The sequence below is a fragment of the Saccharibacter sp. EH611 genome, assembly GCF_009834765.1.
In the GTDB taxonomy this organism is placed as follows: Bacteria; Pseudomonadota; Alphaproteobacteria; order Acetobacterales; family Acetobacteraceae; genus Saccharibacter.
Genome location: NZ_WVHP01000001.1, coordinates 13490 through 39533, shown reverse-complemented (window position 1 = coordinate 39533; position 26044 = coordinate 13490). Strand labels below are relative to the sequence as shown.

The following is a 26044-nucleotide window of genomic DNA, read 5'->3' as shown; positions in this document are numbered from 1 at the left end:
TAAGGAGGCGTGTCTCATGGTATTAAAGACTCGCGTGCAGAGAGGGGCGGTTCTTCTCCTTGAGGGGGAGAGAAAAATGACGGCTCATTCTCTGTGAATGACGGTTTAGGCTGATGGGGTAAATACAATGAGGGTGTGGGAAGAAGGCCTTCAAAAGTATCAGCATGGCGGGTTGTAAGTACAATCGTGGTGCCACTGTGTATAAAATCTCCCAAAGCAGGAAGCAGACGTGAGCAGAGCTCTGGGTCAGCGCACATAGGGTCTCCTTCAAGGAGGAGGAGAGAGGGGCGTGCAATGAGCGCACGGGCGCAAGCAGCACGCAAACGCTCCGAAGAGGAGAGGCTCGATGGTTTAAGGTCTCTGCAATGGTTGAGGGAAAGCCATGAAAGGATAGATGTTGTTTCATGGATGATATCGCGCCGGGCGGCCTTCTGTATGGATAAAGGCAAAGCGATATTTTCAAAGAGTGTCAGCTGGGGGGAGAGAAACGGGACCTCTTCGAGATAGCCGATACGTTGTCGAATGAGAGTGCGCGTTTTGTGGGAAAGGCGCCTTGTGATGGCATGGCCAAAGAGAGAGAGGCCGCCCTGAAACGCGGAGCGTAGGGCTAATAGGTTCAGTAGCGCTGTTTTTCCGCTTCCAGCTGGGCCGCAAACGCGGAAGAATTGACCGGATGAGAGCTGTAATGAAAGATGTTGGCGCCCTTCCTTCATGAGCGAGGGCGCTACCGGCAAGATGACATCACGGAGCTCAATCATCATAAAAACCTGTACGTTGTGTTGTTACAGCCGGCGTCCAAGCCATGTTGCACATGTGGCTGCAATGGCTGAGATGACCATCAGGAGAATCCCATCCATAATGAGACCATGGGGGGTGAGGATACGGCCTGCAAGTTCAATCTGCGTTGGGAAAGAACGTGTTACATGATCTACCAGTTCTTTCGTCTGCTGGTCATTTGTTGCACTGCTTAGGCTGCTGTTCGCGATCCCGATAATATGGGGCACGAGGCTCCATGCAATGCCGATGAGCAGAAGAAACGGTGCGAAAAGCTCGGTAATTTGAAGAAGAAAGCATGAAAGCGCATGGGCAAAGGCCCAGATAATATTCTGTATGATCGACCAAACCATGGGGACGACCTGTGATGAGGCGCGTCGTTGGTCAACCATACGTTCAGGCTTAGGATCAGAAGTGTGTTCCGTAGAGGAGGGCGTGTCCATCGAGAGTCCCGTTGATCGTGATGCAAACAAGAGAGCCCTAAAAGGGCGTTGGATAACGTCTTCATACAGGGCAAGAGGTTTCAGAACCCTTTAAGAAGCGTTGTGTGAGCGCCTTATGAAGGGGAGCACTTTCCCTGAGGGAGAAAGTTTAGCATCTTGATAGGCGATTGTCTCTCTTTAGGTGGCCAAGAAAGCCATGGGTTGTGTCGTTACTCTGGGGAGAGAACATGCTAGATGGTTTTCTATGGCATTGAAAGTGACGGCTTTGAAGGCGAATAGCCTTATAACGGACGAGGGAGGCCTTGTCTTCACGCGGCTGGCTGCCCAATTTGGAGGAGTATGATGAATCAAACTGTTTCTCATGATCCGGTCGGCTGGCATGGTACGACCATCCTTTGTGTACGACGCGGATCGCAAGTGGCGATGGCTGGAGATGGACAGGTCACGCTTGGCTCAACGGTGATTAAAGGAAATGCGCGTAAAGTACGGCGTATTGGCCCTAAAGGCACCATTCTTGCAGGTTTTGCTGGTGCAACTGCTGATGCTTTTACGCTTCTTGAGCGGTTGGAAGGCAAGCTGGAGAGGCACCCGGGCCAGCTAGAGCGTGCTTGCGTGGAGCTCGCCAAGGATTGGCGGACGGATCGCTATCTTCGTCGTCTGGAAGCGATGATGGCCGTGGCTGACGAAAACCGTTCGTTTACCCTAACGGGGAATGGCGATGTTCTGGAGCCAGAAGATGGACTTATCGCCATTGGTTCAGGGGGGCAATTTGCACTTTCTGCGGCACGCGCTTTGATGGATGTCGACGGGTTAGACGCGAAAGAAGTCGCGCGTCGGGCCATGAAGATTGCCGGTGATATTTGCGTTTACACCAATCACTCCGTGCGGATTGAAACCCTAGGTGAGAGGGAAGAGGAACGTTCATGAGTGTCGTTGAGTTTGCTCCACGTCAGACGGTCCATGAGCTTGACCGCTTTATTATCGGTCAAGATGAGGCAAAACGCGCTGTTGCGGTGGCGTTGCGTAATCGTTGGCGCCGGGCGCAGCTGCCTGAAGGACTGCGTGAAGAGGTCGTGCCCAAAAATATCCTCATGATTGGGCCGACCGGCTGCGGCAAGACCGAAATTGCACGCCGTTTAGCCCGTCTTGCCAATGCGCCTTTCCTCAAGGTTGAGGCGACGAAATTTACAGAAGTCGGTTACGTTGGCCGTGACGTCGATAGTATTGTGCGTGATCTCGTCGATGTTGCCCGCACGCTGTTGCGTGAGAAGAAAATAAAGGACGTTCAGCCGCAAGCTGAAAAAGCGACAGAAGAGCGTTTAGTTGAAGCATTGGCTGGGAAAGAGGCTACAGCGGACGCACGTTTACATTTCCGGCAGATGCTGCGGGATGGCGATCTGGAAGAAAAAGAGATTGAAATCGAAATCTTAGCCGACTCTTCATCGGCCTCTTCTGGAGGGGACTTCCCGCCGATGCTTCCAGGACAAGTCGTCAATTTAGGCGATGTGATGCGCGGCGCGATGGGGCGTGAGCCTGTCGAGAAGAAAATGACTGTTGCAGAAGCGCGTGAGCACATCATGCGAGAGGAGGCAGATCAGCTTCTCGACGAGGAGGCGCTTAGTCGAGAGGCTGTTGCTCATACTGAAGAGCATGGCATTGTTTTCCTTGATGAGATTGATAAAGTTTGTGCAACCTCAGAGCAGGGCGCGCGCACGGGGGATATCTCTCGTGAAGGTGTGCAGCGTGATTTGTTGCCACTTATTGAAGGAACAACGGTCACGACGAAGCATGGTTCGTTAAAAACAGACCATATTTTGTTTATTGCCTCTGGTGCTTTTCATATCGCGAAACCATCAGATTTATTGCCTGAGCTGCAAGGGCGGCTGCCTATTCGTGTTGAGCTTTCGGCTCTAACACGAGAAGACCTGCGGCGTATTTTACTTGAGCCTGAGCACTCGTTGGTAAAGCAATATACAGCGCTGATGGCGACAGAGGGTGTGCGGCTGGAATTTGACGAGGCCGCGATTGATGCTTTGGCGGAACTCGGTGCTGATATTAACGAGCGTGTTGAAAATATCGGGGCTCGTCGTTTAGCAACCGTGTTGGAGCGTTTGTTGGAGGATATTTCTTTCACAGCGTCAGAGCGCTCTGGTGAAGTTGTGCGGATTACAGCCGAAGAAGTGCATGAGAAAGTATCGCCTTTGATGCAGAAGGGTGATTTGAGCCGCTTTATTTTATAAAAAGCGGGAAAACCCTTTGAAATATTATGCCGGGATGGAGTTCTTGAGTGTCTGAGATGATTAAGCCACCTTTTGTGGCGCCAGAAGAAGATAAAGCAGCCTCAGCAATTGCAGCCATTGGTGATGAGTTGTCTCTCTTTGATGACTGGATGGAACGCTATCAGTATATCATTGAGCTTGGGCGGAAAATTCCGCCCTTTCCTTTGGAATGGCAGAATGACTCTCATCGTGTTCCCGGATGTCAGAGCCAAGTATGGCTAGAGGCAACAGAACAGGAGGGGAGGCTGTTCTTTGCGGGCGCTTCTGATGCGGCGATCGTTCAGGGGCTCGTCGCATTATTGCTGCGGGTGTATTCTGGCCGAACGGCGGAAGAGATTTTGGCAACAGATGCTCGTTTCCTTCATGAACTCGGGCTTGTTCAAGCATTATCAACCAATCGTGGGAATGGTGTAGAAGCTATGGCTCAAGCGATTAGAGCACGGGCTGCTGCATAAAATACGTCTTCTTAGCTTGAGACATATTCTTACAAAAAACCCCACCTCCTTTATAAGGGGTGGGGTTTTTTGTAAGCGTTAGAGCGTCTTAGTGTGCTCCATTATCTGCTGGCATTCCTGCATCAGGCATGCCGCGCTTCATTGGCATGTCGGATTTCATGTGGGCTTTTTTGGCACCTTTTTTATCGCACTTTGTAAATTTCCCTTTTTCATCACGGCAAGGAGCTGGTTTGCTCTTCTGTTCACATTTCGTGAACTTACCCTTCGCATCACGGCAAGGTTGAGTGGAGCCTTGAGCAAGAGCAGTCTGGCCCGCGACTGTGCTGAGAGCAAGAGCAGCAAAAGCAAAACGACGGAACATCATAATAACCTCTCCTTATAGAGAAAAATCCTATAGAGCTGCCTACGGCAGGTTGCACCCTTTGTAACTATTTTGGGTAAGAATGAATAGTTAAGCCTCTGTCATCTCTGCGTCATAAAAAAAGGGGGAAGCGTATGAGCGCTTCCCCCTTTTTGCACATGCATTATGTCGAGCTAGATAGACTTAATGATGAGCATCCTGTGTAGTTTTTTCCTCTGGCAATGCATAAGCAATGAGGCTGTCGCCCATCTTACTCATGAAGGAGCCATGGCCCCCTGCATAAGTAATGATATATTGCCGTCCGTTGACGGAATACGTCATCGGTGTTGACTGCGCTCCGGCAGGGAGGCGGTCTTGCCAGATGACTTTACCGTTCGTCATATCATAGGCACGGATATAGTAATCCTGCGTTGATGTGAGGAACGCAACATTCCCAGCAGTGGACAATGGGCCACCAAGGCTTGGCACACCAATTTTGATGGGTGGCATCTGGATTGGCAGTGATGATCCGTGCAGAGAGTCACGGAAAGTGCCGTTACGGTGCTGCCAAACAATCTTGTTGGTGCGTAGGTCTAGGCCTGCGACAGTTCCCCAGGGTGGTATGCGGCATGGCACGGGAAGCCCTAATGGAAGTAAAACTGGATCCAAGAATGGATGCAGATTGATCCCAAAAGGTGTTCCGTAATTAGGCTGTACCCCAGTTTCCCCAGAGGAAGCCTTTGCTTCACCATTTGGCCAAGTTGGATTGTCAGGGCCTCGAGGAACCAGCTGAGACACAAAGGGAAGAGCAATCGGATTGATGAAAGCGATCTGACGCTGTGGATCAACCGAGAGGCCACCCCATTCGAACATGCCAAGATTGCCCGGGAAGACAAGCGTGCCCTGTGTTGAAGGCGGTGTGAAAGGGCCTTCATAGCGCAGGCTGTGGAAATACACGCTGCAGAACATTTGGTCGATGATCGTTCCACCCCAAATATCCTTGTCTGACATCGGTGCTTTAGGGCGTAATGTCAGCTGAGATTCAGGCTGTGTTGGACTGGTGTAATCGCCTGGAGCTGGGCCTTGAGGAACGGGAACTTCAGGAGCTGGAACAATCGTTTTACCTGTCCGACGATCCAGAACGAACACATCACCATCTTTGGCTGGGACATAAATAGCGGGAACCAGCGAGCCATCTTTTTGAGTGATATCCACCAAAGTTGGCTGAGCCGGAACGTCCATATCCCATAGATCGTGATGAACGGTCTGATAGAACCATGCTAGTTTCCCAGTATCCGCGTTTAGTGCGACAATCCCTGGGACAAAACGTTCTGCTTCTTTAGAGCGGTGGCCGCCCCATTCATCAGGAGTGCCAACGCCCATGGGGATATAAACCAGATTAAGGTTTTTATCGTAGGCAGAGACGATCCAAGAATTGGGGGAGTTCGAGTGGAAATGCGGATGTTCTTCACTCGGCATTTCGTTAGGGTCAGGGTTCGCTGCATCAAAAACCCATGCCAGCTTACCTGTGTAAACGTCATACGCACGGGTAGCGCCGGAAGGTTGGTTGATAGACCCATTATCCCGAACCGCGGAGTTCACGATGACATATTTGTCCGTCACGACAGGCGGTGAGGTTGGTGCGTATTCCCCAAGCGTCGTGTAAGGCTGATGAGAGAAGCGCAAGTCCACTTCACCATCCTTGCCGAACCCATGGCAACGCTGTCCAGTGGCAGCGTCCACTTCAAGCAGACGTCCATCATTGACCAACATCACAATGCGGTTGGCGCAATCATTGAGGGAGACAGCCTGACCGTCTGAATCGACAGGATTTGCGGGAGCTGTATGTTTGCTCACGCCTCGGCAGGTCAGATGCTGGAATGTTGGCTTAATTTGAACCTTAGGGTCGAAGATCCAGTTTGTTTTGCCAGTGGTTGCATCAACCGAATAGAGCTTTTGATGGATGGAGCAGAAATAAAGCGTGTTATTAAACTCAATAGGGGTCGCTTCATTGGTTTCTTCTGCCGGGTCATTAGGAGCCCCTGGCAAATCATGCGTATGCATGACCCAGGCCACTTTGAGCTTATTAACATTCTGAGAGTTAATCTGCGTCAGTGGTGACCAGCGCTGACCAGCTTGCGTGCGTGCATAGGAGTGCCATTCCCCTGGTGGTACATTGTCAGGGTCTGCAGGATGCATATTGGCGATGGTCGTTGGTAATGATCCTGCTTGGTCGTGAGGATCCATAAACGCGGAAACGACGAGCGCCAAGGCACTTAAGCACACAGCGCCGAGGAGCGGCAGTGTGGCAGCACGACTAGCGGCAAGTGGGCGGGAGATGAAAGGCAGTAAAAGCACAATCCCGACGATCAAGACGATATCAAGCCGTGGGAGGAGCCCCCAGACATCAAGCCCAGAGACGCAAAGCGCCCAAATAAGCGTGCCAAACAAGATAAGCGCATAAAGCGCAAGTCCAGCAGGATTTCGCTTAAAAAGGAGCAGGGCCGTCAGCAAGAAGCCGATACCGCTGATCAGATAATAAAGGGGGCCACCTTCAACAGCGGACCAAACGCCGCCGATAGCCAGCAAAAGGCCAATGAGTGCAACCGCGAGTGCTGCAATCGCTGGCCAAAGCCCCCGTGTTTTGGAAATAGAAGACATGGGGCAAGCCTTAAAACTTATGACAGTCCTAGCCTCTTCATTAAAGCAGGTTCATGGTTGATTAAACACAAAGTCAGGTAAAAAGACAAAAAATAGGGTTAATTTTGTCCTACATCCTTTATTTGCGACCTAATAATTAAGGGAGCGTTAAACGATCCTGTGGCTAGAAGTTGCGCCATATATAGGGCGTTTCTTACAAAATGTTAAGCTCATAGGAGCTTCCCACGAATTCTCTCTTGTGATGGCGCACCATTGTCGATATAAACGCGCGAGTTATGCACGCGTCCGGGCCCAAAGTGGCATGCCTGGCCGTGCGGCTAGAATGTTCCTTACATTGTAGCTTGTGATTATAAGGGAGAGCAAAATGCCCAAGATGAAGACAAAGTCTTCGGTTAAGAAGCGGTTTAAAGTGTCCGCGACCGGCAAAGTGATGTGCGGTCCGGGGAACAAGCAGCATGGTCTGATCAAACGTCCGCAGAAGATGAAGCGTAGCAGCCGTGGCTCTCAAGCCATGACGCCTATGGATTCACGCACCGTGAAACAATGGGCACCCTACGGGCTTTGAGAAGGAGATAACAGACCATGGCACGTGCTAAACGGGGTGTAACCACCCACGCTCGTCATAAAAAAGTTCTCGAGCTCTCCAAGGGTTATCGCGGACGTTCCTCAACAAACTATCGTATTGCGCTGGAGCGTCTTGAGAAAGCTCTGCGTTATGCGTATCGCGACCGTCGCAACAAAAAGCGTGATTTCCGCTCTTTGTGGATTCAGCGTATTGGTGCGGCAACACGCGAACATGGCCTGACCTATAGCCGTTTCATCAATGGTTTGAACAAGGCAGGGATCGAGATTGACCGTAAGGTGCTTGCTGCTATCGCGTATGATGATGCAGAAGCCTTTGCTGAAATCGTACGTAAGGCCCAAGCGGCTCTGTAAGGTTTTTCCCTTACAACGAGTCACGGTGGCTTCCCCTCTTTTGGGAACGCTCGGAAGAGGGATGTGACTGGCGGGCTACCCTGCATATGCGGGGTGGCCCGTTTTTTATGGTGGTGAAAGACAGGCGGTATGGCCAACGATCTCGAAACATTAAAGAGCGAGACTGTCGAAGCTCTTGCAGAAGCGCAAACCCGCGCTGAGTGGGACGCGGTGCGTGTGGGCACCTTAGGGCGTTCTGGAAAGTTGACTGGACTTCTTAGGCAATTAGGGACATTCCCTCCTCAAGAGCGTAAAGAGCGCGGACAGTCGCTTAACCGCTTGCGTGATGAGCTGACCGTGCTGATTGAAACGCGCGGACAAGAGATAGAAGAAGAAGCGCTCCAGAAACGTCTTAATGACGAGAAAGTTGATGTTACCCAACCGCCGGCGATGCCTATGGTTGGTAAAATTCACCCCATCAGTCGCACGATTGAAGAAATTACGAGCATTTTTTCCGCCATGAGTTTCCGTGTGGCTGAGGGGCCAGATGTCGAAACACAGTGGCATAATTTTTCTGCTCTTAATACGCCAGACCATCATCCAGCGCGCACAGACCAAGACACGTTTTATCTGCCCTCTGAACAAGAGGGAGAAGACCCCCGCGTATTGCGGACGCAAACATCAGGTGTTCAGATTCGCACCATGCTAGATGAAGGCGCTCCTGTCCGTATTATTGCGCCGGGGCGTACGTACCGTGCTGACCATGACGCGACCCATTCCCCGATGTTCCATCAATGTGAAGGGTTGGTTGTCGAAGAAAATATTACGCTGGGGCATCTTAAAGGCTGCCTCGTTGAATTCTTGCGTGTGTTTTTTGATAAGCCTGATCTCCCGGTGCGTTTTCGTGCTTCTTATTTTCCTTTTACTGAACCTTCGATGGAAATTGATATCGGTTGGTCAAGAAAAACGGGGGAAATTGGAGCTGGAGAAGATTGGCTTGAGGTTTTAGGTGCGGGCATGGTGCATGCGCGCGTTCTTGCCAATTGCGGGCTAGACCCTCAGCAATGGCAGGGCTTTGCTTTTGGTATGGGCATTGAGCGTTTGGCTATGTTGAAAAACGGTATCCCAGATTTGCGCTCTTTTTATGAAAGTGACCTGCGCTGGCTGCGTCATTATGGTTTTTCGGCGCTTTCACCGGCTACGCTGACGGAAGGATTCTGAGATGAAATTTTCACTGTCATGGCTGCGGGATTATCTAGATTTTTCAGCGTCGCTGGATGAGATTTGCGCCACTCTCAACAGAATTGGATTGGAAGTTGAAGAGGTTGACGACCCGTCCAAACGCCTTTCTGGCTTTCGTGTCGCGACCATTATGGAGGCGCTGCCTCATCCTGATGCAGACCGGCTGCAGATTTGCCGTGTAAATGCTGGGGAGGGGTTTGAAGAAGTTCAGGTCGTGTGTGGGGCACCCAATGCACGCACAGGTCTTAATGTGATTTTTGCTCCCCCGGGTACCTATATCCCCGGGAGTGATATGACCATTAAAGCGGGTAAGATCCGCGGTCAGGTCAGTGGGGGCATGCTGTGCTCTCTGCGTGAGCTGGGTATTGGGGAAGAAAGCGACGGTATTGGTGAGCTTCCGCAGGAGGCTCCCATTGGTCATGATTATGTGCACTTTGCGCAGCTTGATGATCCCGTCATTGATATTGCCATTACGCCAAACCGTGGTGATGCGCTTAGTGTGCGCGGTATTGCGCGTGACCTCGCGGCTGCTGGTCTTGGAACATTGAAGCCGCTGGTCATTGATGAGATTACAGGCAATGGGCCGAGCAGGATCAGCTGGCAGGGTGAGCAGACGGCGTGCCCTTACATTGTTGGGCGATTGATCCGTGGCGTAAAGAATGGCCCGAGCCCTGACTGGTTAAAGCGTCGTTTGGAAGCGGTAGGAATTCGACCACAATCAGCCCTAGTGGATGTAACGAATTATCTCATGGTGGCGCTGGGGCGTCCGTTGCATGTTTTTGATGCCCAGAAAATCTCAGGAGATACGCTTCAGCTGATGCAGGCTGGGCGAGAGACTTTCCACGCGCTTGATGGGCAGGAGCATGTTCTTGGCACGGATGATCTGGTCATCGTGGATGGTCATGGTGTGCAGTCTCTCGCTGGGATTATTGGTGGAGAGCAGAGCGCTGTTGATGAGAACACAACCGATGTGTTCGTTGAATCAGCGTTGTTTGATGCCGTGCAGATTGCTCTGACGGGGCGTCGTCTTGGGATTCAGACCGATGCACGCTACCGGTTTGAGCGGGGGGTTGACCCCGCTCTCGTACGCCCAGGCTTGGATGCAGCAACTGCGTTGATTATCGAACTGTGCGGTGGTGAGGCGAGCGAGGTCACCCAGCTCGGCGATGAGCCAGCATGGCAGCGCACGGCAAGCTTGCGCTTTAAACGGTTGAAGAGCTTTGGTGGCGTCGATCTCTCAGCTCAAGAGGCTATTGAGCTGTTGGAGACTTTGGGCTTCACGCTCACAGAACAGACAGACGAAAAGGCCGTTTTCGCGGTGCCGTCATGGCGCAATGATGTGGCCTCTGGTCAGGTCTTAGACCAAGCGTCGAGTTTGCCTGCAGAGAAAGCAAAAGCAGCAGCGGCGACAGTTGTAGAGATTGAGGCTGAAGCTGATCTCATTGAGGAGGTGCTGCGCCTCCGTGGGCTTGATGCCGTACCAATGGCAGCCCTCCCGCGAGAAACGATGGTGCCAGCTCCTGCGTTGACGCCACGTCAAGCGCGGGGCGGTTTGTTGCGTCGTCTGTGTGCTAGCCGTGGCATGATGGAGACGGTTGGTTTCTCCTTTGTTTCTGATCATGATGCTGCTGTCTTTGACGAGGTCAGAGAAAGTGAACGTCTGCTTAATCCCATTGCAACAGACCTTAATCAGCTGCGTCCAACACCGTTGATTAACCTTCTGCGAGCGCTTGGCCGCAACCTTGCTCATGGGTTTGGCGTTGTTGGGGATGGTGCCTTCTTTGAGCTTGGCCCGTGTTTTGGGCAAGCAGGGGCGCATATGGTGCTTGCGGGTATTCGTGGTGGTGTGACAGCTCGTGCACCGGGTCATCGCGCAGAAGAGCCAAGCTGGATGGATGCAAAGGCTGATCTCGTGGCCGCTCTTGGTGAGCTGAATGTGCCTGAAGCCTCCCTTAATACAACAGCAGATGCGCCTTCCTATTATCATCCGGGGCGTTCGGGGCAGTTACGCCAAGGGCCTAAGCAAATTTTGGGACGCTTTGGTGAGCTTCACCCGCGTGTTGCGCGTCATTTCGGTCTTTCCGGCACGGTAGCGTTGTTTGAACTGTTCCCAGACAAGGTGCCATTGCCTAAGAAAAAGCGTAAAGCTGCGCCTGCTCTTTCTGCATTGCAGCCTGTGCGTCGTGACTTTGCCTTTGTGGCGTCTGCTGATGTGGTCGTGCAGGATGTGCTCCGTGCTGTGCGAGGGGCTGACCGTAAGTTGATCGACGATGTACGCCTGTTTGATATTTTTGAAGGGGGCAGTCTGCCAGAAGGTCATCGTTCCTTAGGGGTTGAAGTAACCTTACAGCCTCACCAAGAAAGCCTGAAGGAAGAGCAGCTTGAGCGCTTAACGCAAGCGGTTGAAGCGGCCGTTCAGAAGGCAACGGGCGCAACATTGCGTCGCTAAACGAAAGAGGAGGACAGGCTTATGGTGCATATGGTTCCTGTGAAGGGACAGGTGCCGTTGCACCATCATGGCCGCGTCATCTGGATTTTGGCTGGTGAGGCGAGCGGCGATGTGATCGGGGCCCGTTTGATGCAAGCGCTCCATCGTCATGATCCGAGCCTCGTTTTTGCGGGTCTTGGAGGCGGGCGGATGGAAGCGCTTGGGCTGCGCAGCCTTTTCCCCATGCGTGAGCTTTCTATCATGGGCTTTGTGGAGATTATTCCACGGCTTAAAGCGCTATCGCAGCGTTTGTTGGAGGCCGAGCAGGATATTGAGCTGCGTCGGCCAGATCTCGTCATTACGATTGATAGTCCCGGCTTTGCGTTTCGTCTCTTACGCCGTATTGCCCCGCTGGGGATGAGGCGGTTGCATTATGTTGCGCCGCAGGTTTGGGCGTGGCGTGAAAAGCGCTTACGTCATTATAAAGGGCTATGGGATCGGCTGCTGTGTCTTTTCCCTTTCGAGCCAGAATGGTTTGCGCAGCGTGGCTTTGAAGGACGGTTTGTTGGGCATCCGGTCTTGCAGTCAGGGGTGACGCATGGTGTGGCCGAGCGCTTTTATATGCGTCACGATGTGGCGTCTGGAAGCAAGGTTTTGCTGCTGATGCCGGGAAGCCGTCGTTCTGAAATTCCACGACTTATGCCGGTTTTTCGCAAGATGGTGACGCAGCTGCACACTCATTACCCCAATCTTTGTGTGGTTGTGCCTGCAACACCTCTTATGGCTCCCTTAGTGCGAAAAATGCTCGGGTCTTGGGAATGTCAGCCCATTATTGTGACAGACCTTCATGATAAGCACGATGCCTTTGCAGCTGCTGATTGCGCGTTAACGAAATCAGGCACCTCAACGCTTGAGCTTGCGATGGCCTATGTGCCGATGGCCGTGACATATCGGGTAAATCCGATATCTGCGTTTATCGCGCGACGTCTTCTCAAGGTGCCTTATGTGGCGATGGTGAATTTGCTTGCAGGGCGTGAGGTTGTGCCTGAATTGCTTCAGGAGCGTTGTACGCCGCAATGCCTTGCACAAACCGTCAAGGAATTGATGGATAATCCAGAAAAGGCGAAGGCGCAACGTGAGGCTTATACGGTTGTTTTGGAGAAATTGGCACCAACGGGAGGCCGCACCCCGTCTGATGCCGCAGCCGAAGAGGTGATTGAGCTGCTCAATACACCCCTTTCGGCTTTAAGAGAGCATTAAGCGACTTTTAGCGTAAGAACCCGACAAGACGTTCGGCTTCGCTCACGATCGGTTCCGATACGGAGCGTGCGCGCTCTGCTCCCGTGCGTAGAACGTGCAGAAGATGGTCTTCGTTGTTGAGTAACTGACGCGTTTCATGAGCAACAGGAGCAAGCTTTTCAACGAGCATATCAGCTAATGCTGACTTGAAGCTCCCAAAACCTTGCCCGCCAAAAGATGCTAAAACATCACTAAGTGTGGTGTCGGTCATCGCTGCATAAATAGTGAGGAGATTTTTGGCTTCGGGCCGTCCTTCTAGACCAGCTTCTTCACTAGGAAGTGCATCGGGGTCTGTTTTAGCGCGACGAATTTTCTGGGCAATCTCATCAGCTGTATCAGTCAGAACAAGGCGGCTCTGAGCTGAAGGGTCTGATTTAGACATTTTCTTGTTTCCGTCACGCAGGCTCATCACACGTGCTGCATGAGGGGGGATAAGAGGGTCGATATGAGGGAAGAAGTCGACGCCCATATCGTGGTTGAATTTTTGCGCGATGTCATTAGCCAGCTCAAGATGCTGTCGCTGGTCATCCCCAACGGGAACACGCGTTGCATGAAAGGCCAGAATATCGGCTGCCATCAGGTTCGGGTAAACGTAAAGTCCGGCCGAATGGTTTTCACGATGTTTGCCGGCTTTGTCCTTAAATTGTGTCATTCGGTTGAGCCAACCAAGACGTGACACGCAGTCAAAAATCCAGCCAAGACGCGCATGTGCGCTCACAGCGGACTGATTGTAAAGACGTGTTGGGTCAATGCCGGAAGCGAGAAGGCAGGCGGTGCTTCCCAATGTTTGTTCACGCAGGGCCTGTGGTGTCCAAGGCATAGTGAGCGTGTGCATATCGACCAGACAGAAAAAACAATCATGGTCTTTTTGGAGTGTAACCCAATTGCGGATTGCCCCAAGATAATTACCGAGATGAGGAATTCCCGTTGGCTGAATGCCCGAAAAAACGCGTTGCATGCACTGGCCTCATGAGCGAAAGACAATAAGAAAAACCGCCTCTTCTGTATAAAGAAGAGACGGTAGGTATACGAGTTAACGCGTGAGCGTAACAGACAGGAGAAGACGCATTATGGGCCTTCTCCTTCTTCAACACCCAGAAGTTGGATCTTGAAGATCAGCGGGCTATTGGGTGGAATAACACCAAGAGAACGATTGCCATAGCCAAGCTTAGGCGGCACGTACAGTTCCCACGTATCGCCTACATGCATGAGGGGGAGACCTTGCATCCATCCCTCAATCACCCCGTCCAGTGGCATTTCCATATAGGCAGCTCCCGTGTGCATCTCAGAGGCATCAAAGATGCTGCCATCGGGGAGACGGCCTTCATAAATGATCATCATCATACTGCCACGATGGGGGGTTCCCCCATTTTTTGGGCCGGATTTGATGACCTTATAGGCCAATCCATTGGGTAATTTGTGCACCTGAGGCGTGCGATAAACCTGCGCCATGAATTGGGCTGGGGTGAGCTCTGGTTTGTTTCCATCTCCAGAACATCCTGCTAGCCCGATGAGGCTAGCAAGTGTCATGGCAGGGAGGAGCGATAGCGATAAACGTAAAGAGCGGCGCATGATGTTTCTTCCCATGATGTTCACGACATAAGGAACGCCGTTTTAGGTTGAGCCACCCCGGCGACCAATGTTCGCACCAAGGCGCAAACGCAGGGCATTGAGGCGGATAAAGCCTTGAGCATCGACCTGATTGTAGGCACCTTCGTCGTCCTCAAACGTAACAACGCGAGCGTCATACAGGCTGTTCGGACTTTCGCGACCGACGCACACCACATTGCCTTTATACAGCTTCATGCGGACACGGCCTGTTACGGAGTTTTGGCTGCTATCAATCAATGCTTGCAGCATGTGACGCTCGGGGGAGAACCACAAGCCATTATAGATCAGCTCAGCATAACGCGGCATGATGCTGTCTTTGAGATGGCCTGCTTCACGATCCAATGTAATGGTTTCCATGGAACGGTGGGCATGGAGAAGAATTGTGCCACCCGGGGTTTCGTAAATCCCACGTGATTTCATGCCAACAAAGCGGTTCTCGACAATATCAAGACGGCCAATACCGTTGTCACGACCCAGGGCATTGAGGCGCGTGAGAAGCGTAGCAGGGGAAAGCTCCTCACCGTTTAGGGCTACAGGGTCGCCATGTTTGAAGTCGATGGTGATTTCGGTGGCTTTGTCTGGAGCTGCTTCAGGTGAGATGGTACGCTGGAAGACGATCTCATCTGGTGCAACAGCGGGGTCTTCAAGGATTTTACCTTCAGAAGAAGAATGCAATAGGTTTGCATCAACAGAGAAGGGGGCCTCACCGCGCTTGTCTTTGGTAACGGGAATTTGGTTCTTCTCAGCAAAGTCCAGCAGCTTGGTGCGGGAGTTGAGATCCCATTCACGCCAAGGGGCAATCACCTTCACATCAGGTTTTAGCGCGTAATAGGAAAGTTCGAAACGAACTTGGTCATTGCCTTTACCTGTTGCGCCATGTGCGACAGCGTCAGCACCAACGGCTTCGGCAATTTCAATTTGACGTTTTGAAATAAGCGGGCGTGCAATAGAGGTACCCAGCAAATACTGGCCTTCATAAAGCGTATTAGCGCGGAACATCGGGAAGACGTAGTCTTTTACGAATTCTTCGCGCAGATCTTCAACGAAAATCTCTTTAACCCCGAACTGCTCGGCTTTGCGGCGTGCGGGTTCAAGCTCTTCTCCTTGGCCGAGGTCGGCCGTAAAGGTGACAACCTCGCAGCCATAATGCTGTTGAAGCCAACGGAGAATAACGGACGTATCGAGTCCACCTGAATAAGCCAGGACGACTTTTTTGACGTCTGAGGAGCTGCCCATAATAAATTCGGTCCTCTCAGGGAGTGTTATGATCGTTTTTGTAGGCAACCTTGTAGCATCTGGAGGACCGAGCGACTAGAGCAAAGGGCTATAGGTCATTCTCTGCAAGCGCTTGCTCAAGCCGACGCTTGCGCTCACTTTGTGTTTTGAGCTGACCACATGCAGCAAGAATATCTTTACCGCGTGGCATACGGATTGGCGCAGAATAGCCTGCATCCATGACAATTTGAGCAAAGCTTGCCAAGCGTTCTCGCGTTGACGGGCGATAGTCAGAGCCGGGCCATGGGTTGAATGGAATGAGATTCACTTTGGCGTGAATACCGTCTAAAAGACGCACAAGCTCACGTGCTTCCTCATCGCTATCATTAACGCCACGGATCATAATATATTCAAAAGTGATCCGCCGTGAGTTCGATGCGGCCGGGTAACGGCGGCATGCGGCCATCAGCTCTTCAATCGGATATTTACGATTGAGTGGCACGAGCTGATCTCGTAGCTCATTGCGCACAGCGTGGAGGGAGATTGCAAGATTGATCCCAAGTTCTTCCCCACAGCGATCCATCATGGGCACGACCCCAGAGGTCGAGAGCGTAATCCGCCGCCGCGAAAGGGCGATCCCTTCACCATCCATGATAATCTTCATGGCCTTGGCTACATTGTCGTAGTTATAGAATGGCTCTCCCATGCCCATGAGTACGATCGTGGACAGGAGACGTGTGGTGCCGTCTTTAGGGCTTGGCCATTCGTTGTAGCTATCGCGAGCTGCCATAAATTGCCCTACGATTTCGGCCGCTCCAAGATTACGCACGAGCTTCTGTGTGCCTGTATGGCAAAACGAGCAGGAGAGGGTGCAGCCAACTTGGGAGGAGATGCATACGGCGCCGCGTTCCTCACGACGGTCTGGGATATAAACTGTTTCAGCCTCTTGCCCATCGCGGAAGCGGAAGAGGAACTTGCGTGTTTCGTCTTTGGAGGTTTGCTCAGTCACAATACCGGGACGGCTCACCACAAAATGTTGAGCGAGCTTGGCTTGCAGTGGCTTGGCGATGCTGCTCATCGCTGAAAAGTCTGTTGCCCCTTGGTGGTAAATCCAATGCCAGACTTGTTTTGCACGGAAAGGCTTTTCACCAATGGCGACGAGCTCTTGAGTAAGCTCTTCGCGGGAGAGACCGACAAGCTCTTTACGTCCATCGTCCGTTGTGGCGGGAGGAGGAGCAAAAAGAGCCGACTTAGCCTGAATGCGTTGGCGTTCTGCTTCATTCAGGGCTGCAGCTTCTGGGGAGTTTTTAGATGTTGATGGAACCGGATGTGTCATAGGCGCGGCTCATAGCATGGTAGGGTAGGAAAAACTAGAAAATTGCCTCTTAATATGAGGTCCTTGGCCGGAGATATGAATGTTGTGATGGTTCTTCATGATGGTGACGTTGATGCTGTGTTTAAGTGTATCGTTGTCATTAAATGAGGATAGAGCATAAATACAGAGACGGATGGGCCTTTAGGCTATTTGGGGATGGTTTAAAAGAACAAGTCAGTTTGAGCGCATAAGAGTGTTAAGAGTAAAAGAAAATGTTGCTTTGGTAGGTGTGAAGAACATTTTAGGTTCCCGAATTAGCAGAACATAGAATGGAAGGATATGGTAATGGAAGACAAGAATATGTGGCAGTGTTTTTTGTATGCATTAAAAAAATATGCTGATTTAAATGGTCGAGCAACTCGAAAAGAGTATTGGAGTTTTATTGTTATCCTTTAGTGTATATTAATTGCACAATACTTAATTATTGCCATTGCATATTATTTTTTCGATGTATATAATACAAAAAGTGATTTAATAAATCTTTTTGTTGGTATTGTTTTTCTTATTTATTGTGCGACTTGTGCATTTTTCTTCATTCCAAGGATCGCGGTTACTGTTAGACGCTTACATGATACAAATCACAAAAGTTGGTGGATGTGGGTTCCTGGTTACAATTTGGTTTTATTGTGCCGTCGAGGTAATGATTCAGATAATCGTTTTGATTTTACGCCAAAGCCTATGGGCACATCTTCTATAGGAAACAGTCAACATATGGAGATGGAACCGGTAATGCCAGTCGTACCACTGACACATGGCTCTTTGGATTTTTTGGAGAAGTTGGGACGATTAAGGGAGAAGGGTATTATAACAGAGGAAGAGTTTCAGGAGCAGAAAAGAAAGATTTTGTAGCGTATACAATATATCTCTTTATTTTTTTGAGATAATAAAGAGATATATTGTATGAAAGGATAAACTCGATGGAAACGAGTAACCCATTTTATTGTTTTGTGCTAGCGCTGCGTCATTACGCTCATTTTAAAGGTCGTACGAGGAGGCGCGAGTTCTGGTATTTCAATCTCTGCTACTATTTGATTTCCTTTTCTTTAACAGGTTCTGCTTTTATAGTGCATGAGTCTAAGAATATCCTGCTTATTGATGCCGTTCAAATTGTGAGTGCGATATATCATCTTGCGATGATCATCCCTAATTTGTCTGTGAATGCACGACGGCTGCACGATAGTAATCACTCGGGCTGGTGGATGCTTTTACCTGTTGTAAACTTAGTTTTTTATTGCCTGGATAGTGACCCACAAACAAACCGTTTTGGACCCAATCCTAAGGCAGGTGAAGAACCTCAATGGGGGGATAGTTGTGCACAGTTTAATAATTCTTTTTCATCAGACAATTTGGAAAAAATTGAGAAATTAGGGAAATTACGTGATCAAGGTATTTTGACGGAAGAAGAATTTCAGAAAAAGAAAAAAGAATTGCTTTAAGAGGGAAAAGGTCTCTCACTGGTAAATGAAGTGTCGTCAGTGAAAGGTGAACAGTGATGTCTCTATTTCCACCCAAGCCTCCCTTTACGCGTGACACAGCCTCACAGAAGGTGAGGCTTGCCGAGGATGCGTGGAATAGTCGTGATCCTGAGCGTGTTGCGCAGGCTTATACATTAGATTCACGCTGGCGTAATCGTGATCAGTTTGTGAACGGTCGCGAGGACATTGTGCAGTTTCTAACCCAGAAATGGCAGAAAGAGCGGCATTATCGGTTGATAAAGTCCCTTTGGGCTTTTCACGAAAACCGCATCGCTGTGCGTTTTGCCTATGAGTGGCAGGATCAGGCTGGGCAATGGTGGCGTTCTTACGGTAATGAGAACTGGCAGTTTGCGCCTAACGGGCAAATGAGCAGCCGCCATGCCAGCATCAATGACGTGCAAATTCTGGAAGAGGAACGTGTGTTATGCTGGTCTGGAGAAAGTCGTCCAGAGGATTTTCCAGATATGGAAGTGCTGGGTTTATAAAATCCAGCTTGGGCCCTTAACTTTTACGAGCGACAATGAGGAATTCTACATTCCCCTCAGGCCCAGTGATCGGACTTTTGGTGAGACCAAGAACAGTCCAGTCGGGCAGAGAGGTCAACCATGAGCGAATTTCCTCACAAACGCGCTCATGAACGGCAGGATCGCGCACAACCCCTTTGGGGCCGATATCCGCGCGGCCTGCTTCAAACTGCGGTTTGATCAGCGCTACCATCCAGGCTCCTGACGCTGCGAGTTCCATAGCGGCGGGGAGAACGGTGCGGAGGCCAATAAAACTTGCGTCACACACGATGATCGAAGGAGATTCTGGGATCTGCTCCGTTGTCAGATGGCGAGCATTGGTTTTTTCAAGCACAACGACGCGCTCATCAGAGCGTAACTTCCATGCAAGCTGGCCATGTCCAACATCAACGGCGTAGACCTTCCGTGCGCCATGATGGAGGAGAACGTCGGTAAAGCCTCCTGTAGAGGCGCCAACGTCCACAGCGATAGCGTCTGCAACCTGTAAAGGAAACTCTTCTAACGCATGAGCGAGCTTTAAGCCGCCGCGTGAGACCCAAGGGTGATCCTGACCTTTGAGGGTCAGAAGCTTATCCTCAGGGATTTGATCCCCCGCTTTTTTAACCGGCTTGTCAGCGTGGGGGCCCGAATAGACGAGCCCCGCCATAATTAATGCCTGAGCACGTGTGCGGCTCTCAACAAGTCCGCGTTCAACGAGGAGCTGATCAGCACGCCTCTTAGCCATTACTGAGCAGCCTTTACTTTCAATGCATCTTGCGCTGTTTTGACGATATGGGGGGCCGTTAAGGCCGCTTCCTCATATTGCGCCTCAGGCGTGTTATGGTCGAGCCATGCATCTGGGAAAGCCATGGGACGGAAAGCCAAGCGGTCTAATAATGTAGAGCTGGTGAGACATTGCACGACTTGTGAGCTAAACCCACCGGGGGCGCCTTCCTCAATTGTAATGAAGACACGGTGCTGCTTAGCGAGTTTCTCAACAAGCTCCGTATCCAAAGGTTTAGCAAAACGAGCATCGGCAACAGTGACAGGGATGCCCTGAGCGGTGAGCGTTTTAGCGGCTTCAAGAGCCTCGTAGAGGCGTGGCCCGAGAGTGAGAATAGCAACGCCTTCACCGTCACTATCGTGAATAATACGGCCTTTACCGATTTCCAGAGCTGTTCCCTCATCAGGGAGTTCCAGCCCGCGGCCTGAACCACGCGGGTAGCGCATGGCAATAGGGCCGCTATCATGGGCCCAAGCAGTGGCTGTCATATGAAGCAATTCAACTTCGTCAGCCGGTGCCATGACCGTCATGTTGGGTAAGCAACATAGATAGTTGAGGTCGAAAGACCCAGCATGGGTGGCGCCATCGGCTCCGACAAAACCGGCACGATCAACGGCAAAACGCACAGGCAGATTTTGCAGTGCTACATCATGCATAACCTGGTCAAAGGCTCGCTGAAGGAAGGTTGAGTAAATCGCGCAAAAAGGACGCATCCCCTCAGAGGCAAGACCGGCGGCAAAGGTCACAGCATGTTGCTCAGCAATGCCGACATCAAAGCAGCGCTTGGGGTGCTTTTGGGCGATTTCTGTCAGACCTGTGCCGGAAGGCATCGCGGCGGTGATGGAGACAACGCTATCATCTTGGTCGGCACGGTGGAGCAGCTCACGCGCAAATACTGTGGTGTAGCTTGGAGGGCCAGAAGGCCCTTTCTTCTGCTTGCCGGTTTCAACATCAAATTTACTGACGGCGTGATATTTATCACCAGAATTTTCAGCTGGCTTATACCCGCGGCCTTTTTCTGTGATGACATGGAGCAGGACAGGCCCATTATTCTCGGCATCACGAAGATTACGGAGGATGGGTACGAGCTGGTTCATGTCATGCCCGTCAACGGGGCCAACATAATAAAAGCCCATCTCCTCAAAGAGGGTGCCACCTGTGATCATACCACGAGCATATTCTTCCGCTCTTTTAGCGGTACGCTCAATGCGGGAAGGCAAGCGTTTAGCGAGCTTGCCCGCAAGGTCACGCAGGGTCAGGAAGCGCCGCGATGACATCAAACGCGTTAGGTAGTTGGACATCGCCCCCACAGGTGGGGCAATCGACATCTCATTATCATTGAGAATGACAATGAGACGTTCGGCCCCAGCCCCGATTGCACCGGCATTGTTTAACGCTTCATACGCCATTCCTGCGGAGATAGAGCCATCACCGATGATCGAAACGACGTTACGTTCTTTATAGCTAGGGTCTTTTTCAGCACGGAGATGATGGGCAACAGACATGCCCAGCCCTGCGGAGATAGACGTAGATGAATGGGCAGCCCCAAAGGGGTCGTAAGGGCTTTCAGCACGCCGTGTGAAACCAGAGAGCCCGCCGGGTTGTCGCAACGTGCGAATACGGTCGCGGCGTCCTGTTAGGATTTTATGCGGGTAGGCTTGATGGCCAACATCCCAGATAATGCGATCATCAGGTGTGTTGAAAACGGCATGGAGCGCAACGGTAAGCTCAACAACCCCAAGAGAGGGGCCAAGATGCCCCCCTGTTGTTGAAACGGCATCAACAGTTTCGGAGCGGAGTTCATTGGCGAGGTTTGTGAGTTGCTCAGTCGAAAAATTTCGTAAATCTGAGGGAATCGTTACCTGGTCAAGTGTTGGGAATTGTCCGTATGTCGGAATAGAAGAGTGAGAAGTGCTCATGTGGCGATCAGCTCCTGCGTTCAACAAAATAATCCGCAAGGGAGCGGAGAGTTTCGGCTCGTGGGCCAAATGAGGAAAGGGCGTCGCGTGCTTGTGTGCTTAAACGGCGCGCTTCAGCGCGGGCACCATCAATGCCAAGAAGCGAGACATAATTTGATTTACTGGCGTCTTCGTCTTTTCCGGCGGTCTTACCAAGCTCTTCTGTGCTGGCGGTGCTGTCGAGGACATCATCGGCTACTTGGAAAGCCGTGCCAAGGTCGTCACCATAAGCGCGGATAGCGAGACGGCGTGGATCGTTTTCGGCTGCACCACCCAAAATAGCACCAGCCTCAGCGGCATAGCGAATAAGGGCACCTGTCTTTAAAGCGTGAAGGCGTTGCACTTGCTCCAAGGGGAGAGCGCGTCCTTCCCCTCGGATATCAATCACTTGGCCGCCAACCATCCCTGCGGCGCCGGAGGCCTGGGCTAGAGCAAGAGCGAGGTGAGCGCGAATAGTAGGATCAGCCTGTGTGGCTGGTTCGAGAAGGACTTCAAAAGCCCGAGTCTGCAATGCATCCCCAGCGAGGATCGCAAAAGCTTCATTAAATTTCTTATGCGTAGAGGGCTTGCCTCGACGGAGGTCGTCGTCATCCATAGCAGGAAGATCATCATGCACGAGGGAGTAAGCGTGCAAAAATTCTACCGAAGCAGCGACACGCAAGGCGGCATCATGGTCGGCCCCAAACAAAGCGGCTGTTTCAAGCACAAGGAAGCCACGTAGCCGCTTGCCACCATTGAGGGCCGCGTACCGCATAGCGTCGATGAGGAGGGATTCATCGCCTGATACGGGGGGGAGCAAGCGGTCAATGCTTTGTTCAATCTCACGACAAGCCTGAGCAAGGGCTTCCTTGAGGGGAAGAGGGCGGCTATCGGTCATCGAGATGGTTCCTCACGGCTATTGGGCGCGGCGGCAGATGATATATCATCTTGGTGAATAGAGCCATCGGCATGTTGCACAATGGCCTTGACCCTCATTTCAGCTTCTCCCAAGCGTAATTCACAATGACGACGCAGCGCAGCACCGCGCTCATAGGCCGTGATGGCTTCTTCAAGTTTCATCTGCCCATTTTCTAGGGCGCGAACGATCTGCTCTAATTCCGAGAGGGCGTCTTCAAATGAGAGCTGCTCAAGGGCCGTGGAAGAAGAGGAGGTGCTGTGGTTGGGCATGAACTATCCAGCTGAGATTCAGGTCATGAAACTAATACGGCTTTACAGGGGAAATCAGTTTTTTTCTACCCATGATAGGCAAACAATGGGTGTGTAAAGCACTTTAGTACTCAATCAATGTGTATGGCTCTCATCGTGATTACGCGTGATGTTGGATTGTGAAGGATATGCCTTCAGTCAATCTCTTAGTCTCTACTAAAAGATGGCCCATTTTATGGCACCAGGCAGGAATGTCACGTAAGCTCGTCGGATCATCCGAGAGAACATGGATGACATCTCCCGCGTTCATGCTGCGCATGCGTTGATGTGTTTTGAGTAGAGGCATTGGGCAAGAAAGGCCTCGCACATCAAGTTCGGCAGGAGCTTTTGGGCATTCCATTACAAACGGCTTTGCAAGAACATGTAGCAAATAAACGCGACGTCTAACCCGATAATAATGGGGGTGATACGATTAAAGCGACGCAATACAAGAGCAACACCTGTGTAAAGAAGCATACCGCAGGTAAGACTGAGCATGAAATTGCCTGTAATGACAGCAATAAGCAGCATGAAGAGCGGTGTAATCGACTCCTCTAATGTTGCTGGTAAACGGGTGAGAGACCCCAGCATGCCAAGCCCAACGAGAACAAGAACCGGTGCGGTTGCAAGCGCTGGGATGCAGGTAAGAAGAGGCCAAAAAATGCACGAAAGCGCGAATAAAAGCGCGACAATAAGAGCGCTGAGCCCTGTGCGTCCGCCTGCTTCTGCCCCTGCAAGACTTTCAAGATAAGCGGAGACAGTGCAGGTGCCTAAAACAGCACCGACAACACTGGCCGCTCCATCGGAGGCAAAGGCGCGGTGGTCGAGGTCTGGATGTTCGGCTGTTCCACTAAGGCCGGCGCGATGTGTGACACTCATCATAGTGCCTGTTGCATCAAAAAAGTCGCTTAACAAAACGTAAAGCGTGATGGGGAGCAGAAGGCCGAGATGGTTAAAGAAATCGTGGAAGTCGAAGGGGAAGAGAAGGGACGTTGGATAATGAGGCCAGTCGATAATATGGGCTGGGATGGTGGTGATGGGATGGTGAGAGGCGTCTGGCACAAAAATACCAGCAAGAGTGAGGATGACAATGGTCAGTAGGAGTGCTGCTGGCACGCGCAGGACGCTGAGGAGGGCACAGAGGAAAATGCCAGCTAAGGCAAGAACAACGCTGGGATGAGACAACGGGGCGAAGCTTAACCCCATAGGTGATGGGATGGCAATTCCTGCTGATAGAAGGCCAATGCGGGCAATAAATGCTCCGATAGCGATCTGAATCCCAAGGATAATAGCAGGGGGGAAGCCTTTAATAATTTTTTGTCGAACCCGTGTCAGCGACAGAACTGTAAAGCAGAGACCACTGAAGAAAACGACGGTAAAGGCCGTTGTGGGACGTACATGGGCTTGCTGTACGATTACTTGTGCGAAGAGCACATTACTGCTCATGGCAGGGGCAAGAGCGATGGGAAGGCGTGCCCAGAGTGCCATAATAAGCGTTCCAGCCACCGCACCTGCGATGGTGGTCATGACCATATCGTGTCGAGCGAGCCCTGTAGAGGCTAAGATGGCGGGGTTGACCGCTACGATATAGGCCATGGCTCCAAAGATGGTAAGGCCAGCAATGATCTCACGTCCTATGGTCGAACCACGACGAGAAATATGAAAATAGCGGTCAAGGAGGGCGGGCAACACTCAGCTACTCCAGCGTTCAAAAGGGAGAGATTAGGCGGGATCTTTTTGCAAAAGACGCAGTAAAAGTGGCGTGAGGAGCTGTGAGGCCTCCTCGTAGGGGAGGTGAGCACAGATGGCGGCAAGAGCAGATGGTGCGTTCCATGCCATAGAGTTGAGCGCCTTTCGCACTGCATGGGCAGATAAACCATGCTGTATTAAATGTTGAAGGGCACGAAATGGAGCGTTCTCTGGCGTATTATGCGGAACGGGGAAGAGTGGAAAGAGGCTTTGGCCGTGGAGCGTTATCTTCTCAGGCTCATGGACCAGAGACAGTTCCGCTCCGTCTGAATGACGCGTCACGGTGAGGGGAATGACGTCGGAGAGGTGGCTAAAGCGTTGTACCTCTGCATTGAGAGGAAGGTAGGAAAGAGGCAGTGGATTTTCAGTATAGAGCCACGCTTTATACGTCTTTTTATCCACATCTGTCGCAGCGGCAGCGGCAAGGCAGAGGCGTGTTTCACGATTGGCACAATATGCCGTACGATTCTGCCATCTGACGCGATATGTTTGATAGTCAACGACCAAGAAGCGCTCAAGAGACCCAATATAATGCTGCTCAAGTGTGAGGGATTCTGCCTTATGCGCCGACTGTGTCGTATAGGGTTGTTGGCGTAGCTGCCGTGTTTGGTGAAGTAAAACAGTTTGAAAAATAGTCGCGGCGTGATTTTGGCTGGCATGTAAAAAGCGTCTTCCGTCCTGATAGAGCACATCATTACGGTCATAATAATCACGTGCCGCTAGATGCGGGCTGGAGGCCGCAGCGTCATGGATAATGCGGCCAAATGTCCAATCGGGCGCTGAAGAGCAGTGAATGAATGGATCGGGTAGTTGATCCGTGAGGTCTTGAGGACGGAAAAATGATCGTGTGACGCGATGGTCTGGAAAATCATGTGGGGCGTGACGTGTATAGAGCGCACGCGGGGAGGGCTGGTCTATTGTTTCAAAAGAGGGGAGGCCGTTCATTCCACACAGGCACCAATTAAGTGGGATGGCTGTTGTGGCGTTAAAACGTTCCGTGCCGAGATGTTGTTGAACCGTATCGAAGAAGGCCGAAACAGACTCTGTCTCTGGCATCATATATTCATCAGGACTGAGCGGAAGGATCCACTCCAGATCAGCGCGCTCTTGATGAGCGAGGGAGACCATCGCAGCCTGACGGCGCGTGTAGTCGTCTGTTACGGTTGTATCAGTGCGGGAGTAACGGATGTCGTAATGCTGCGCTGCTTGCGTGATGATGTCCCAGCTTCCATCCATGGAGTGGTCATCACAGATCAACAATGTTGAGAACCCGACCGCCACATGATGGGCAATCCACCAGCCGAGAGATGAGGCTGCATTTTGGACGCACAAAAGAGCGGCGGTACGGGGCAT

Annotated in this window: 26 protein-coding genes; 11 read left to right on the top strand and 15 right to left on the bottom strand. The window is 51.4% G+C overall.

Annotation, left to right across the window (positions count from 1 at the left end; translation table 11 throughout):
* Window positions 1–14: 14 nt before the first annotated feature.
* The gene (locus tag GS535_RS00220) at window positions 15–761 is read right to left on the bottom strand and encodes an ATP-binding cassette domain-containing protein (RefSeq protein ID WP_160791677.1); all 747 of its coding nucleotides are present in this window, start codon (window positions 759–761) and stop codon (window positions 15–17) included.
* A gap of 21 nt (window positions 762–782) precedes the next feature.
* A complete protein-coding gene (locus GS535_RS00215; RefSeq protein WP_160791678.1) occupies window positions 783–1217 on the bottom strand; it encodes a hypothetical protein in 435 nt (144 codons plus the stop codon).
* 339 nt (window positions 1218–1556) lie between these two features.
* Between GS535_RS00215 and hslV the strand changes: the two genes are divergently transcribed.
* The 3 genes from hslV to GS535_RS00200 are packed head-to-tail and all read left to right on the top strand — an operon-like array spanning window position 1557 to window position 3951.
* Window positions 1557–2144: an ATP-dependent protease subunit HslV gene (gene hslV, locus GS535_RS00210; protein ID WP_370518139.1), complete on the top strand. Its 588-nt coding sequence runs from the start codon at window positions 1557–1559 to the stop codon at window positions 2142–2144.
* On the top strand, window positions 2141–3457 hold the full coding sequence (gene hslU, locus GS535_RS00205) for an ATP-dependent protease ATPase subunit HslU (protein WP_160791679.1): 1317 nt from the start codon (window positions 2141–2143) through the stop codon (window positions 3455–3457). Before hslV ends, hslU begins: the two co-directional genes overlap by 4 nt.
* Window positions 3458–3516: 59 nt before the next feature.
* Complete coding sequence (locus GS535_RS00200) at window positions 3517–3951, top strand: SufE family protein (protein WP_370518141.1); 435 nt, start codon at window positions 3517–3519, stop codon at window positions 3949–3951.
* An 88-nt stretch (window positions 3952–4039) separates the two neighbouring features.
* On the opposite strand, the gene GS535_RS00195 is transcribed toward GS535_RS00200, so the two are convergent.
* Both GS535_RS00195 and GS535_RS00190 read right to left on the bottom strand, forming a co-directional pair.
* On the bottom strand, window positions 4040–4315 hold the full coding sequence (locus tag GS535_RS00195) for a hypothetical protein (protein ID WP_237442140.1): 276 nt from the start codon (window positions 4313–4315) through the stop codon (window positions 4040–4042).
* Window positions 4316–4495: 180 nt separating this feature from the next.
* The gene (locus GS535_RS00190; protein ID WP_160791680.1) at window positions 4496–6952 is read right to left on the bottom strand and encodes a membrane-bound PQQ-dependent dehydrogenase, glucose/quinate/shikimate family; all 2457 of its coding nucleotides are present in this window, start codon (window positions 6950–6952) and stop codon (window positions 4496–4498) included.
* 364 nt (window positions 6953–7316) lie between these two features.
* Between GS535_RS00190 and rpmI the strand changes: the two genes are divergently transcribed.
* The 5 genes from rpmI to lpxB all read left to right on the top strand — a co-directional run bounded on the left by rpmI (window position 7317) and on the right by lpxB (window position 12797).
* Window positions 7317–7517 carry a 50S ribosomal protein L35 gene (rpmI, locus tag GS535_RS00185; RefSeq protein WP_160791681.1) on the top strand — a complete coding sequence of 67 codons (201 nt, stop codon included), beginning with the start codon at window positions 7317–7319 and terminating at the stop codon, window positions 7515–7517.
* 17 nt (window positions 7518–7534) lie between these two features.
* The gene (rplT, locus tag GS535_RS00180; RefSeq protein WP_018980279.1) at window positions 7535–7888 is read left to right on the top strand and encodes a 50S ribosomal protein L20; all 354 of its coding nucleotides are present in this window, start codon (window positions 7535–7537) and stop codon (window positions 7886–7888) included.
* Window positions 7889–8017: 129 nt separating this feature from the next.
* Window positions 8018–9088 (top strand): phenylalanine--tRNA ligase subunit alpha, encoded by a 1071-nt coding sequence (gene pheS, locus GS535_RS00175; RefSeq protein WP_160791682.1) that lies wholly within the window; start codon window positions 8018–8020, stop codon window positions 9086–9088.
* 1 nt (window position 9089) lies between these two features.
* On the top strand, window positions 9090–11558 hold the full coding sequence (pheT, locus tag GS535_RS00170; protein WP_160791683.1) for a phenylalanine--tRNA ligase subunit beta: 2469 nt from the start codon (window positions 9090–9092) through the stop codon (window positions 11556–11558).
* Between the two features lie 21 nt (window positions 11559–11579).
* Complete coding sequence (gene lpxB, locus GS535_RS00165; RefSeq protein WP_160791684.1) at window positions 11580–12797, top strand: lipid-A-disaccharide synthase; 1218 nt, start codon at window positions 11580–11582, stop codon at window positions 12795–12797.
* Between the two features lie 7 nt (window positions 12798–12804).
* On the opposite strand, the gene trpS is transcribed toward lpxB, so the two are convergent.
* From trpS to rlmN, 4 genes are all read right to left on the bottom strand, one after another.
* On the bottom strand, window positions 12805–13794 hold the full coding sequence (trpS, locus tag GS535_RS00160; protein WP_160791685.1) for a tryptophan--tRNA ligase: 990 nt from the start codon (window positions 13792–13794) through the stop codon (window positions 12805–12807).
* Between the two features lie 110 nt (window positions 13795–13904).
* On the bottom strand, window positions 13905–14408 hold the full coding sequence (locus tag GS535_RS00155) for an FKBP-type peptidyl-prolyl cis-trans isomerase (protein ID WP_160791686.1): 504 nt from the start codon (window positions 14406–14408) through the stop codon (window positions 13905–13907).
* Window positions 14409–14450: 42 nt separating this feature from the next.
* A complete protein-coding gene (locus GS535_RS00150) occupies window positions 14451–15683 on the bottom strand; it encodes an argininosuccinate synthase (RefSeq protein WP_160791687.1) in 1233 nt (410 codons plus the stop codon).
* Between the two features lie 88 nt (window positions 15684–15771).
* Entirely contained in the window at window positions 15772–16998 is a 1227-nt protein-coding gene (gene rlmN, locus GS535_RS00145; protein WP_160791688.1) for a 23S rRNA (adenine(2503)-C(2))-methyltransferase RlmN, read from the bottom strand.
* 438 nt (window positions 16999–17436) lie between these two features.
* On the opposite strand from rlmN, the gene GS535_RS11250 reads away from it, so the two are divergent.
* The 3 genes from GS535_RS11250 to GS535_RS00130 all read left to right on the top strand — a co-directional run bounded on the left by GS535_RS11250 (window position 17437) and on the right by GS535_RS00130 (window position 18997).
* Window positions 17437–17886: a DUF805 domain-containing protein gene (locus GS535_RS11250; RefSeq protein ID WP_160791739.1), complete on the top strand. Its 450-nt coding sequence runs from the start codon at window positions 17437–17439 to the stop codon at window positions 17884–17886.
* Between the two features lie 68 nt (window positions 17887–17954).
* On the top strand, window positions 17955–18473 hold the full coding sequence (locus GS535_RS00135) for a DUF805 domain-containing protein (RefSeq protein WP_160791689.1): 519 nt from the start codon (window positions 17955–17957) through the stop codon (window positions 18471–18473).
* Window positions 18474–18529: 56 nt separating this feature from the next.
* A complete protein-coding gene (locus GS535_RS00130; RefSeq protein ID WP_160791690.1) occupies window positions 18530–18997 on the top strand; it encodes a nuclear transport factor 2 family protein in 468 nt (155 codons plus the stop codon).
* Between the two features lie 16 nt (window positions 18998–19013).
* Here the strand turns inward: GS535_RS00130 and GS535_RS00125 are convergent, their stop codons facing one another.
* From GS535_RS00125 to GS535_RS00095, 7 genes are all read right to left on the bottom strand, one after another.
* Window positions 19014–19760, bottom strand: a complete 747-nt coding sequence (locus tag GS535_RS00125; protein ID WP_160791691.1) for a TlyA family RNA methyltransferase — start codon at window positions 19758–19760, stop codon at window positions 19014–19016.
* Window positions 19760–21718: a 1-deoxy-D-xylulose-5-phosphate synthase gene (gene dxs / locus GS535_RS00120; protein ID WP_160791692.1), complete on the bottom strand. Its 1959-nt coding sequence runs from the start codon at window positions 21716–21718 to the stop codon at window positions 19760–19762. Before dxs ends, GS535_RS00125 begins: the two co-directional genes overlap by 1 nt.
* A gap of 7 nt (window positions 21719–21725) precedes the next feature.
* Window positions 21726–22634, bottom strand: a complete 909-nt coding sequence (locus tag GS535_RS00115; RefSeq protein ID WP_160791693.1) for a polyprenyl synthetase family protein — start codon at window positions 22632–22634, stop codon at window positions 21726–21728.
* The gene (locus tag GS535_RS00110; RefSeq protein ID WP_018980292.1) at window positions 22631–22924 is read right to left on the bottom strand and encodes an exodeoxyribonuclease VII small subunit; all 294 of its coding nucleotides are present in this window, start codon (window positions 22922–22924) and stop codon (window positions 22631–22633) included. Before GS535_RS00110 ends, GS535_RS00115 begins: the two co-directional genes overlap by 4 nt.
* 139 nt (window positions 22925–23063) lie before the next feature.
* Entirely contained in the window at window positions 23064–23303 is a 240-nt protein-coding gene (locus GS535_RS11245; RefSeq protein ID WP_160791694.1) for a sulfurtransferase TusA family protein, read from the bottom strand.
* Window positions 23303–24631, bottom strand: coding sequence for an NCS2 family permease (locus GS535_RS00100; protein ID WP_160791740.1), 1329 nt, complete (start codon window positions 24629–24631; stop codon window positions 23303–23305). The genes GS535_RS11245 and GS535_RS00100 overlap by 1 nt, the downstream gene beginning before the upstream one ends.
* A gap of 33 nt (window positions 24632–24664) precedes the next feature.
* A complete protein-coding gene (locus tag GS535_RS00095; protein ID WP_160791695.1) occupies window positions 24665–26044 on the bottom strand; it encodes a glycosyltransferase family 2 protein in 1380 nt (459 codons plus the stop codon).